This window comes from Rheinheimera oceanensis (assembly GCF_018831085.1).
Lineage (GTDB): Bacteria > Pseudomonadota > Gammaproteobacteria > Enterobacterales > Alteromonadaceae > Alishewanella > Alishewanella oceanensis.
This window is the reverse complement of sequence record NZ_JAGPNM010000003.1, coordinates 406719-419468: the sequence shown is the minus strand read 5'-3', so window position 1 is coordinate 419468 and position 12750 is coordinate 406719. Positions and strand designations below refer to the sequence as shown.

The following is a 12750-nucleotide window of genomic DNA, read 5'->3' as shown; positions in this document are numbered from 1 at the left end:
ATTATTCCTGTATTGTTTTTATTCTAAATACGCTGCAGTACAGCACAGGTAAAAACAGCAATGTTAGTATGGTAGCAAAACCCAGTCCAAACATAATCACTACTGCCAGACTGGCAAAGAAATCATCGCCCAACAGCGGTAACATGCCCAGAATAGTAGTAATCGCCGCCATAGACACCGGCCGCACCCGGCTTACGGCACTGTCAAATACCGCATTAAACGCTGCTTTACCTTCTTCCAGCTCCAGCTTTATCTGCTCTACCAGCACAATACAGTTTTTGATCAACATGCCGGATAAGCTTAAAAAGCCCAGCAGGGCAATAAAACCAAAAGGCGCGCCCAGTAATAACAGGCCGAAACTGACACCGATAATCGCCAGTGGCACACAAGCCCAGATCACCAGCGCACTGCGTAATGAATTAAACAGCAGTACGGTAATAACAAACATCATCAGATAACCCAGCGGCAATGAGCTAAACAGTGCCTTTTGCGCTTTTTGCTGGGCTTCATACTCACCACCCCAGCTAAGAAAATAACCGGTTGGCAGCTCAATTGCTTCAATGTCGGCTTTTACCCGTGCCAGCAATGCTGAAGCGGTATCATCAGATAAATTGTCATGATCGGCCATTACCGTTACCGTGCGTTTACGGTCACGACGCTGGATCTGCGCTTCTTCCCATACCAGCTCAAAACCGGTAACAACCTGGGTTATCGGCACATAACGCTGCAGCTTATTGCTGTAAACCTGTAAGTCATACAGAGCATCGAGGTTATCCCGCTCAGCCAGCGGCGAGCGGGCCACTATCGGCAGCAAATGGGTGCCATCGCGATAAATACCCACAGTACGGCCCGACATGCTGCTTAGTAACACATCATCAATATCCTGTTTGCTGATCCCGGCACGGCGCGCCATTGCTTCATTAAAGCGCGGCCGGATCACTTTGGTGCGCTCACGCCAGTTGTCACGTACGCTAACAGCCCGGCCATCAGCCAGCAAAATGCTTTGCGCCTGCGCTGCCAGCTGGCGCAGTACGTCCGGGTCGGCACCGCTAAAACGGGCTTCAATTTTCGCCGGTGTTGAAGGCCCCACTTCAAGCCGCAGTAACTTGTACTGCAGCCGGGGTAACTGCACGGTAATATAATCGCGGGTTTGCTGCATCAGGTCCGGCAACTGATCGCGCTCTTCAGCTCTGACAATAAGCTGGCTGTATGCGGCAAAGCTCTTTTCCGGCTGATAGGTCAGCATAAAACGATCGGCACCGCGGCCACTGGTGCTGGTAACATGGCTGACACCCTCAAGGCTGCTGATATAATTCATCAGCGCCACGGCATCTTCGGCAGAATGGCGAATGTCAGTGCCTTCGGGTTGCCATAAATCTACCAAAAAGATGGGCGTATTTGATGGCGGGAAAAACACCTGTTTTACCTTACCAAAACCAATAACAGCAGCCACCAGTAAGCTGAGTGTCAGTACGTAGGTTACCAGCCGGTAACGTAAAGCCAGATGTAATACCTTACGGTACAGCGTAAAAATAAATCCCTGATACAGCTCTGTTGGCTCGCTGCTTTGTTGCAGTTTGTCTTTAAACAGCATACTGGCAAAAAATGGCGTCAACGTAATTGCCGTTACCCAGCTTAATAACAGCGACACCAGTAACACCCAAAATAAGCTGCCGGCAAATTCACCGGTAGCATCGCTGGACAAGCCTATAGGCGCAAAAGCGGCAATGGCAATAACAGTGGCGCCCAACAGCGGCCATTGTGTTTGTTTTACAATTAAACTGGCCGCATCAGCCAGTTTTAACCGCCGCTGCATACCAATTAAAATGCCTTCGGTAATTACAATGGCGTTATCAACCAACATACCCAGCGCAATAACCAGCGCACCCAGCGAAACACGCTGCAGCTCAATATTCATCTGGCGCATAAAAATAAAGGTACCAAGTACCGTAAGCAGCAAAATCAGGCCAATTAAAATGCCGCTGCGCAGCCCCATAAAAATCAGCAATACCACAATAACAATGGCTACCGCTTCTGCCAGATTAATAATAAAACTGCTGACCGAACCGGCCACTTCGTCTGGCTGGTTATAAATGGTATGCAGCTCTATGCCTACCGGCCTGTTGTATTCCAGTTCTGCCAGGCGTTGCTGAATTTGCTGCCCGGCATCCACTACGTTAACCCCGCCCGAAAACGACACCCCCAGTGTTAGTGCATTCTGGCCAGCAAAGCGGATCAACTGGCTGGGTACTTCGGCATTTTCACGGTACACCCGGGCAACATCACCTAAGTAAATCAGCTCCTTTGAATCCGGGCTGCTGATAATCAGGTTTTCCAGCTCTGCCACCGACTGAAACTCACCGGTAGGATAAATACGCAGCCGATCCGGCCCAACTTTAATTGAACCGGCATTAGCTACCATATTCTGGCTTTGCAGCAAGGCCGATAAGCTTTGCGGTGCTATCCCCAGTGCCGTCAAGCGCGGGCGGGAAATTTCAACAATAACCTGCTCCTGCTGTACACCGCCTACCGCGACTTTGCCTACGCTGGGTACCAGTACTAACTCCCGGCGCAAAAAGTCAACGTAGTCGCGCAGTTCATCATCGCCGTAACCATCACCGGTAATGGCATATAAAATGCCGTACACATCACCAAAATCATCTTTTACCTGTGGTGTTTGCACACCAGGCGGTAATTGCGGCTGCAAATCATTAACTTTGTGGCGCAGCTCATCCCAGATTTGCTTTAATTCTTTGGCGCGGTAGGTGTCTTTCATTTCAACCATCAACTGCGACAAACCAGCGGTAGAAACTGACGTAACATGATTGACATAGGGTAATTGCTGAATGGCATTTTCCAGCGGGTAAGTTACTTCCTCTTCGACCTGCAGCGGTGAAGCACCGGGATACTGGGTAATAATTAATGCCTGCTTCAGGGTAAACTGCGGGTCTTCCAGCCGTCCTAATCCCAGATATGACACTATACCGCCAAACAATAAAATAGCGGCAAACAGCCAGGATGATGTGCGGTACTGAATAAAATAGCGCGCCAGATCCATACTTACAGCCCCCGCTCACGCACCCAGGGCCTGACCTGCTGGCCTTCTGTTAACTGCTGCACCCCGGCGATCACCACCTGCTCGCCCGCTGTCAGGCCAGATGTTATTGCCGCACCGGCACTGGTTAAGCTGCTAACAGTAACCGCACGTTTGCTAACCGTGCCGCTGTCGTTGTTATAAACCCAGACATAGCTTTGCTGTGAAGCTAACGGCTCGCTGCCAGGCATAAAAATAGCAGTTGCCGGAATAAACAAGGCATCAATATACACATTGCTGATTTTACTGACTTCGGCAATAACATTCGCTGTCATACCTGACAACACATTAAAATCCGTTGGCGTAGGCATGCTAAATACCACCTTAAAACTGTTGGTGGCAGGATCTGCCTGGGTGTCCCATTCACGGATACGGGCGCGGTAGCGGTACAGCGGGTGTGAGTCGAATACCACTTCGGGCTGGTAGTCAAAATCTTTACGCACGTTGGATATCACATCTTCCGGCACCTGGATCACCACATCTACCTGATCGCGCACCTGCAATTCCATAATGGCTTGCTGCGCCGCAACATTCTCGTGGTTTTCAACCAGTAAGCGGGAAATATTACCGGCAAAAGGTGCTTCCAGCCGGGTGTAACTGAGGGCAGTTTCTGCCGTGGATAAATCGGCCTGCGCTACCTGTAGCTGGGCTTTGGCTTCATCAAATACCGCCTGAGACACCAGCTTCTGGCTTATTAGCTGCTCAGAGCGGGTAAACTGGGTTTGCGATAGCTCAAAACGGGCACGGGCCTGATCCAGTTTTAGTTTAAAATCGGTATCATCCAGCCTGGCCAGTAACTGGCCTTTCTCAACAGCCTGGCCCGGCCGGGCTACCAGTTGCACCAGTTTACCACTGACACGAAAGGTTAAACTGGCACGTTCTGTTGGTGCGACAACCGCCGGGAACTGCCTCACGGCGCCGCTGGCATCAGCCGTTACCTGATGCAACTTTACCGGCCTTGCCAGTTGCGGGGTTGATTCAGGTTCAGCTTTTGAACAAGCGCCAAGCAAAAATACAGTGGATATTGACAGAAAAACAAGCGGCCGTAAGTGCAGCATAGGTATCATCCTGAAACAGTAATAAGATAAAGGTGCTGTTAAAGCGTAGCTAAGTCTGGGCAGAGCGCTGTATTTAACATAAAAATCAGCCTGCTCACAGCATATTTTGCGCTTGCAGCATGAAAAAACCCGCCACTGGGGCGGGTTAGCTTCAGCCAGGCTGATATTAATCAGAAACGGTAGCTGGCACCCAGCATGTATACATCATCATTGGTCAGAAAATCATCAAACGTTACTGCAGCATGCAAAGCCAGATTAGGCTGTAAATACCAACTGCCACGCACCGTGACGCTGTCTTTATCGGCATTGACTACGTCATCTGACAACCAGTTATAAGCCAGACCTAACGAGATATTGCGGCCAAAATAGTAATCGGCAGCAACACCAAATTCAGATTCGTCCTGGTTTTTCTGATCCATGTAGCGGGCTTCGATATTAATAAAATTACCGTTTTCCAATGCCAGTAACTTTTTCGTGCTAACGCCATATTCGGTATAGCTGCCCTCACCGTCCGGCCGGCTTTGGCGTGCATCCAGTTTTACCAGCCAGTCGCCACTGACAAAATAACCCAGGCTGGCTTCAATTATGCGATCATCAGAGCCGTTAAATTCATTAACATTAACGGCTGCATAGAAGTTATGCGCCATATCCTGATACACACCACCCACTTGCCAGCCGCTGATGCTGTAGTCAGGCTCGCCGGGGAAATCCACATTGCTGTAGCTGTAGCCCGCATGCACGCTGGCATTACGGCTGATAAATGCCGCCTCGGCATAAGGTACAGTGCCGTAGCTTACCGGCGTTAAATAAAATTCATGCCGTACCGACCAGTTTTGTATTTCGCCGTTGCCGACATCACCCCAGCCAAAACCGGCATCAGACTGGTGCTGATATGTGTTTGCCATCGCAGAAACAGAGAAAGCGGCGATAAAAGAAGCTAATAATGTACGTTTCATAATTGTCCTTCCTGATTGAATGCACGGGGGCAGGTACAAAGCACCAACCCGCGCGCATACTATGCAGTTATCACTGAACAATCAATGAACCTCAGCGGCTTTAAGGCCGATGTTTTGCAACAGAATATTGCAATTGTACAAATCAGCAGCAGCGTGATTAAATTTCCAGCAGCGCTTGTTTTAACAAATGCACTTTGTCGCGTAGCTGGGCGGCCTGCTCAAATTCAAGATCACGGGCATGCTGCAACATTTTTTGCTCAAGTTGCTTAATTTCTGCCTCTACCTGATAAGGGGTTTTACCTTTAACCAGGCGCACTTTTTCTGCCACCATCGGCAGCACCGGGCTGGCATCCTGGCCTAAGTCCATGACATCGGCAATTTTCTTTTTAATAGCAGTAGGTGAAATACCATGCTCAAGGTTAAATTGCTGCTGTTTGGCACGGCGGCGCTCGGTTTCATTTATCGCCCGCTGCATAGAGCCGGTAATACGATCAGCATACAGAATGGCCCGGCCCTCAAGGTTACGCGCCGCCCGGCCAATAGTTTGAATAAGCGAGCGATCTGAGCGCAAAAAGCCTTCTTTATCGGCATCCAGTATCGCCACCAGCGACACTTCCGGAATATCCAGCCCTTCACGCAACAGGTTGATGCCCACCAGCACATCGAATACGCCCAGGCGTAAATCCCGGATAATCTCCATGCGCTCTACAGTATCAATATCCGAATGCAGGTAACGTACTTTAACGCCATGCTCATTCAGATAATCGGTTAAATCCTCAGCCATTTTTTTTGTTAGTGTGGTCACCAGCACCCGCTCTTTACGCTCAGCGCGGATAAAAGCTTCTGACAGTAAATCATCCACCTGCGTTGCCACCGGGCGGATCTCAATCAGCGGATCCACCAGGCCGGTGGGCCTTACTACCTGCTCGACCACTTCACCGGCAGATTGCTCCAGCTCATACGCGGCCGGTGTTGCCGACACATAAATACGCTGCGGTGCTATGGCTTCAAATTCATCAAATTTCAGCGGCCGGTTGTCCAGCGCCGACGGTAAACGAAAGCCATAGTTAACCAGGTTTTCTTTGCGTGAGCGGTCACCTTTATACATAGCGCCAATTTGCGACACCGTAACGTGCGACTCATCGATAAACATCAGGCCGTCGGCCGGAAAATAATCCAGCAACGTTGGCGGTGGCTCGCCGTTGGCGCGGCCGGATAAATAGCGCGAGTAGTTTTCAATACCCGAGCAGTAACCCAGCTCTACCATCATTTCGATATCAAATAGGGTTCGCTGGCTTAAACGCTGCTCTTCTACCAGCTTGTTATTGGCCAACAGCTCATCGCGCCGCTGTTTTAGCTCAACTTTAATTTCATCTACTGCAGCCAGTATTTTTTCCCGCGGTGTAACGTAGTGCGTTTTCGGGTAAACGGTATAGCGGGTAACCACTTTTTCTACCGAGCCGGTTAACGGGTCAAAAATACTGATGCGCTCTATTTCTTCGTCAAACAGTTCTACCCTGACGGCAATATCGTCTGACTCGGCCGGAAAAATATCAATCACATCACCCCGCACCCGGTACGTAGCGCGCTGAAACTCAATGTCATTACGGCTGTACTGCAGCTCGGCCAGGCGGCGTAAGATAAAACGCTGATCAACAATGTCGCCTACTTTTAAATGCAACAGCATTTTCATATAGGATTCAGGATCGCCAAGGCCGTAAATAGCAGAGACGGAAGCAATAATCACAACATCGCGCCGCTCCATCAGTGCTTTGGTTGCCGACAAGCGCATTTGCTCAATGTGCTCATTGATCGAAGCATCTTTTTCAATAAAAGTATCGGTAGAAGGCACATAGGCTTCGGGCTGGTAGTAGTCGTAGTACGACACAAAGTACTCCACCGCATTATTCGGGAAGAACTCTTTCATCTCACCATAAAGCTGCGCCGCCAGCGTTTTATTGTGCGCCATGATCAATGTCGGCCGATCTACCCGCGCAATAACATTAGCCATGGTAAAGGTTTTACCTGAGCCGGTAACACCGAGCAACGTCTGGTGAGCCAGACCGGCTTCCAAACCCTCTACCAGTTTATTAATCGCTTCTGGCTGATCGCCGGCGGGTTGGTATTGTGATACCAGCTCAAAGGCACGTGTCATGTTGTGATCTCCTGCTGTGAACGCTGTATTGCCCGGTTAAACCAACACCAGGCCAGTGCGGCAGTACATATATTTGCAACTACGCAGCCAATAAACAAGCCGGTAACGCCATAGAGTTTGCCGCCAAGCCAGGCCAGTGGCACATAAAACACAAATAACCGTATCAAACTTAACAACAGCGCACTGCCCGGCTGATGCAGGGCATTAAAAGACGAATTGGTTAAAATGGTAATGCCCTGCAGGCCGTATGCCAGCGGCACTATCCAGATAAACTGGCAGATAATACTTACCACTTCCGGCTCACTGCTGAACAATCTGGCCAGTGGCACCGCCAGCACGGCCAGCAGCAGGTAAATACCGAACTGCCATAACAGCACAAAACGGCCGCATAACCGGTAGGCCTGCTGCACCCGGCTCAACAAACCGGCACCATAATTCTGGCTGACAAAAGGCGGCAATGTCATCGACAGCGCCAGTACCACTAGACAGGCTATGCTTTCAATCCGGGCACCAACACCAAAAGCTGCCACGGCCGAGGCACCATAATTAGCCAGTATTGCCGTTAGCACGGCCATCGCCAGCGGCGTTAACATATTGGCACCGGCGGCCGGTAAACCGATACGCAAAATTTTACGGCATACCTGATTTAACACTGTGACACTAAGCCAACTGGTGCTGATCAGATCGCGTTTAACCAGCAAATAAATAATCAGCACCGAGCCAAACACCCAGGAAACCAAAGTTGCTATTGCTGCGCCCTGCATACCCAGCGCCGGTATTGGCCCCAGGCCAAAAATCAGCACCGGGTCGAGCACCGCATTTACCAGCCCGGAGCATGCCATAATAATGCTGGGTGTTTTGGTGTCACCGGCAGCACGTAACACCGCATTACCCACCATAGGCAACGCCAGCAGCACGGCACCGGCAAACCAGATATCCATATACTGGCGGATATACAGCAAAATGCTGTCACCGGCGCCTAGCAGGCCAAATAAGGTGTCGGTAAACAAATAGCCCGGTATTGCCAACAGCGCCACCAAAATAGCGGATAACCACAAAGCCACCTGACCATCAGTGCGGGCCTCGGTTAAACGCCCGGCACCCAGCGCCTTGGCAATCACCGCAGAAGTACCGATACTAAGGCCAATTACCAGGCTTATAAGGGCAAACGAGATAGGAAAAGTAAAACTGATCGCTGCCAGTTGTTCAGTGCCAAGCATACTGATAAAAAAGGTATCGACCAGGCTGAACGTCATTAAGGTGATCATCCCCACCAACATGGGCAATGTCATCGATACCAGCGTTGTCTTAATATCATCATGGATTAATGAAGGTTTAACACGGGAAGAGGTAGTCATAATTACTGCTTTTAACCGGCGTGGTGCTATTGTAGAGAAAAGCCGCCGCTACAGCCATGCTAATTTCCCTGATTTTGCTGCTTACGCAGGCTTATTTTGCTGAAATTATCTGCTAAACAGCAAAATAGTTCACAATTCCGCCGTGCTTATTTCGTGCCAGTTATTTATTTAGCCGCAGATCATTAATTTACCGCAACAATAGCTATACCATTGTTTTTATTGAACTAAAAAATTCATCGCAACTTGCTTGACCTGCTTGCATCTCAACAGATTCAAGCCTTCGCCGACGAAACCCGCGTACAACTCACAGACTTATCCACAGCTTCTGTGGGTAAGTGTGGCCAGCGCCCGACAACACTGGCGTAGCAGTAACCGGCCTCCCCTCACTTAACCACTAAAGTATTACGCCGTTATTGCAGTTAAAAGCAGCGCTTTGTTTAAACATTATGCAAGTGAGACAAGTTGGCGAAAATCCCTGTGGCAAAGTGTTGACAGAGGGTATAGCTGGCATTAGTATTGCGCCCCGTTGAATGCTGTTCCCTAGTAGCTCAGTTGGTTAGAGCGGCGGACTGTTAATCCGTAGGTCACTGGTTCGAGTCCAGTCTGGGGAGCCAAATTCAGCGTGTATTCTTCTATTCCCTAGTAGCTCAGTTGGTTAGAGCGGCGGACTGTTAATCCGTAGGTCACTGGTTCGAGTCCAGTCTGGGGAGCCAAATTCAGCGTGTATTCTTCTATTCCCTAGTAGCTCAGTTGGTTAGAGCGGCGGACTGTTAATCCGTAGGTCACTGGTTCGAGTCCAGTCTGGGGAGCCAAATTCAACTGTTGTTTTCCCTGCGTCTGCCGCTATTTGTTTATTTCCCACTATTTTTTTGATTTAATTGGCTTTCTATTGCACCTGCCTATACCTATATTAAGCGTTAGGACAAGGAAACAGTTTATCTGGTGGTCATTGCTTATGAGAATATTCCGTACTTTGCTTATCAGCCAGTTGCTGTCTGCGTTTTTATTAGCAGCTATAGCGCTGATCGCTCTGGTGCTGCATACCCAACAACAGCTGGATAACGACCAACAACATGCCAGCGCAGTTATTGAGCAAATTCTCAGCCATCACCTTACCGGTGACGGCAAAATTCTCAGCCGTCAGCTTGATCGTAGCTTTGCTTTAAAAAGCTTACGTATCAGCCAGCTTGATGGCACGGTGTTACATGAACAAAACCAGCATAGCAATAATGCCGCTATTGCTACTGCCATACTGGAGCTGTTTGGCAGCGAGTTTAAACAGCACACTGTGCGTAATCAGGAACAGAATATCCAGGTCAGCTATCAGCTGGATGCCAGCCAGCGGTTGCTGGCATTTTTGCAGTTACTGCTGCTACTGATCTTAACGCCTTTTGTTATCGGCTGGTTACCGGTGCTGATGAGCAAAAGCAGCATTAGCCGCAGCTATAAACGCACCACCGCTGCGGTAAACGAGTTAATTGACCGTTTTATTGTCGACCCGCAGAAAAGCGAACCCGACTGGAATAAAATTCCGCCGGAATTTGCCGATATTAATGTCGCTTTACAAAAGCTGGCGCACTATACCCGCAGCCAGTACAACGAAATGACCAACAACGCGCATCAGATAGCTGAAGAGGCTTATAAAGATCCGGTTACCGACTTACCCAACCGTAACCGCTTTGTGCAATATTACGAAGAAAATATCCGCCAGAACGAGCAACACGATTTTGGTGTTTTTGCTATTACCCGCTGCACTGAGCTACAGGCACTAAACCAAACCCGTGGCTACCAGGAAGGCGACAGCTATATCCGCGAAGTAGCCAATATCGTTAAAAAACTGGCCGGCAATTATAAAGACAACCGCGTATACCGGCTTAACAGCTCAGACTTTGGTATTTTGTTGCCCAGAGTCACGCCCAAAGAAGCAGAAAACTTTGCCCTGCAGTTGCAAAGCAGGCTGAACGAATATCAAAAAATGGCCGAGCTGGATTCAGTGGCCTATTCCGGCCTGGTCAGCTATGAATCAGGTAAAGCACTGGGCGAGCTGCTGGCAGTGGCCGATACCTCGATCAGCCTGGCGCAGACCAAACAGCCTAATGCCTGGCATCTGCAAAAAGAATCATCCGGTTTAGATATGACCAATGGCAGTTACGGTAACCAGAACTGGCGTAATGTTATTGATGACGTGCTAACCAACCACCGCATCGCCTTACTGGTGCAACTGATCCAACCGGCTAACCGCTCAGCTAAAGCTTACTCAGAAATTCTGGTGCGCTTTAAAACTCAGGAAAACCAGGTGCTGCCTACGGCTTCGTTTTTAGCCATGGCAGAAAAACTGGACCGCATAGTACAGGTCGACCGGCTGATCATTGAAACAGCATTAACCACTATAAAAAATAAAAACCTGCAGGATCAATATTTTGGTTTAAACCTATCGGCCCGCTGTGTGCATGACGACCAGTTTATTATCTGGCTTGAGCGGCGGTTATTAAAAGATGCCCACATCGCTGCCAAACTGATATTTGAAGTTACTGAGTTTGGTTTGCAGCAAAACCTGAAAACCAGCAAACGCTTTATTGATATGGTGCACCGAGCCGGTGCCCGTGTCACGGTAGAAAAATTTGGTGTGGGTATCACCTCATTTAAATTTTTCCGTGATCTGAAGCCCGATTACGTCAAAATGGACGGCAGTTACACCCGCCATATTAATGATGATAAAAACAACCAGTACTTTATGCGGCTGATGATCGACCTGGCTCACCGTATTGGTGTCGGTGTTTTTGCTGAAAGCGTTGAAACCCAGGAAGAAAAACATATGCTGGAATCCCTGTTTATTGACGGCAATCAGGGGTATTACATCGGTAAACCAGCGCCAATTTAACACCACAAAGGCGGCGCTGTGCAAATAGCAGCCGCCAAGCCCCTATGCTTTGTCCGGTTGTGTCATAAGCTGCTTAATAGCATAATATGCGCCTGATTTTTGCCTGAGCGATACGATGACTGAATTTTTGCTGTTGTTAATCAGTACTGTGCTGGTAAATAACTTTGTACTGGTTAAGTTTCTTGGCCTGTGCCCCTTTATGGGCGTGTCCGGCAAACTGGAAACAGCCATTGGTATGTCGCTGGCCACAACCTTTGTGCTTACCTTAGCCTCATTATGCAGTTATCTGGTTGATCACTACTTGCTGGCACCGCTGGATTTACTTTATTTGCGCACACTGGCATTTATTCTGGTTATTGCCGTAGTGGTGCAGTTTACCGAAATGGTTGTGCACAAAACCAGCCCCACGCTATATCGTTTGTTGGGTATTTTTCTGCCACTTATTACCACCAACTGCGCGGTGCTTGGCGTGGCGCTGTTAAACGTGAATGAACGGCATAATTTTATTAATTCCGTTATTTATGGCTTTGGTGCAGCAGCCGGCTTCTCTTTGGTATTAATCCTGTTTGCTGCTATGCGTGAGCGCCTGGCGGCTGCTGATGTACCCGTACCCTTTAAAGGCGCCGCTATTGCCATGATAACAGCCGGTTTAATGTCGCTGGCCTTTATGGGCTTTACCGGCCTGGTAAAAGCCTGATGACTTTACTCACTGCCCTGATCGCTTTAGGTACCCTGGCGCTGATATTCGGTGCTGTGCTGGGTTACGCTGCCATTCGCTTTAAAGTAGAAAGCGACCCGCTGGTGGAACAAATTGACGACATATTACCGCAAACCCAGTGCGGCCAGTGTGGTTATCCCGGCTGCCGGCCTTATGCTGAGGCCATCGCCAACGGCGACGACATTAATAAGTGCCCGCCGGGCGGTGAAGCCACTATCCGTAAACTGGCCGATTTAATGGGCGTTGAAGCCAAACCACTGAACGAAGCGCAAACCGAAAACGTAAAACGGGTTGCTTATATCCGTGAAGATGAATGTATAGGCTGTACCAAATGTATTCAGGCATGCCCGGTTGATGCCATTGTCGGCGCATCCAAACTGATGCACACAGTACTGGCAGACGAATGCACAGGTTGTGATCTCTGTGTTGACCCCTGCCCGGTAGATTGTATAGATATGATACCGGTTGCCACCACGCCAGAGCGCTGGAAGTGGGATTTAGCGGCAATTCCGGTTCGGATGGTGGAGTAG

At 49.3% G+C, this 12750-nt stretch carries 8 protein-coding genes and 3 tRNA genes; 6 read left to right on the top strand and 5 right to left on the bottom strand.

Going from position 1 to position 12750, the window contains the following annotated elements:
- Window position 1 precedes the first annotated feature (1 nt).
- The 5 genes from J3B89_RS10060 to J3B89_RS10040 form a co-directional block, all read right to left on the bottom strand.
- Entirely contained in the window at window positions 2–3058 is a 3057-nt protein-coding gene (locus J3B89_RS10060; RefSeq protein ID WP_215397395.1) for an efflux RND transporter permease subunit, read from the bottom strand.
- Between the two features lie 2 nt (window positions 3059–3060).
- Complete coding sequence (locus J3B89_RS10055; protein WP_215397393.1) at window positions 3061–4152, bottom strand: efflux RND transporter periplasmic adaptor subunit; 1092 nt, start codon at window positions 4150–4152, stop codon at window positions 3061–3063.
- 170 nt (window positions 4153–4322) lie between these two features.
- A complete protein-coding gene (locus J3B89_RS10050) occupies window positions 4323–5108 on the bottom strand; it encodes a putative porin (protein WP_215397392.1) in 786 nt (261 codons plus the stop codon).
- A gap of 157 nt (window positions 5109–5265) precedes the next feature.
- Window positions 5266–7263 (bottom strand): excinuclease ABC subunit UvrB, encoded by a 1998-nt coding sequence (gene uvrB / locus J3B89_RS10045; protein WP_215397391.1) that lies wholly within the window; start codon window positions 7261–7263, stop codon window positions 5266–5268.
- The gene (locus J3B89_RS10040; RefSeq protein WP_215397390.1) at window positions 7260–8621 is read right to left on the bottom strand and encodes an MATE family efflux transporter; all 1362 of its coding nucleotides are present in this window, start codon (window positions 8619–8621) and stop codon (window positions 7260–7262) included. The genes uvrB and J3B89_RS10040 overlap by 4 nt, the downstream gene beginning before the upstream one ends.
- Before the next feature lie 537 nt (window positions 8622–9158).
- Here J3B89_RS10040 and J3B89_RS10035 point away from each other — a divergent pair.
- The 6 genes from J3B89_RS10035 to rsxB all read left to right on the top strand — a co-directional run bounded on the left by J3B89_RS10035 (window position 9159) and on the right by rsxB (window position 12750).
- Window positions 9159–9235 (top strand) — tRNA-Asn (locus tag J3B89_RS10035).
- Between the two features lie 22 nt (window positions 9236–9257).
- Window positions 9258–9334: transfer RNA gene (locus J3B89_RS10030), tRNA-Asn, on the top strand.
- Between the two features lie 22 nt (window positions 9335–9356).
- Window positions 9357–9433, top strand: a tRNA-Asn gene (locus J3B89_RS10025).
- Window positions 9434–9576: 143 nt separating this feature from the next.
- On the top strand, window positions 9577–11502 hold the full coding sequence (locus J3B89_RS10020) for an EAL domain-containing protein (RefSeq protein ID WP_215397389.1): 1926 nt from the start codon (window positions 9577–9579) through the stop codon (window positions 11500–11502).
- A gap of 115 nt (window positions 11503–11617) precedes the next feature.
- Window positions 11618–12199, top strand: a complete 582-nt coding sequence (gene rsxA, locus J3B89_RS10015; RefSeq protein ID WP_092793376.1) for an electron transport complex subunit RsxA — start codon at window positions 11618–11620, stop codon at window positions 12197–12199.
- Window positions 12199–12750, top strand: coding sequence for an electron transport complex subunit RsxB (gene rsxB / locus J3B89_RS10010; RefSeq protein WP_215397388.1), 552 nt, complete (start codon window positions 12199–12201; stop codon window positions 12748–12750). Before rsxA ends, rsxB begins: the two co-directional genes overlap by 1 nt.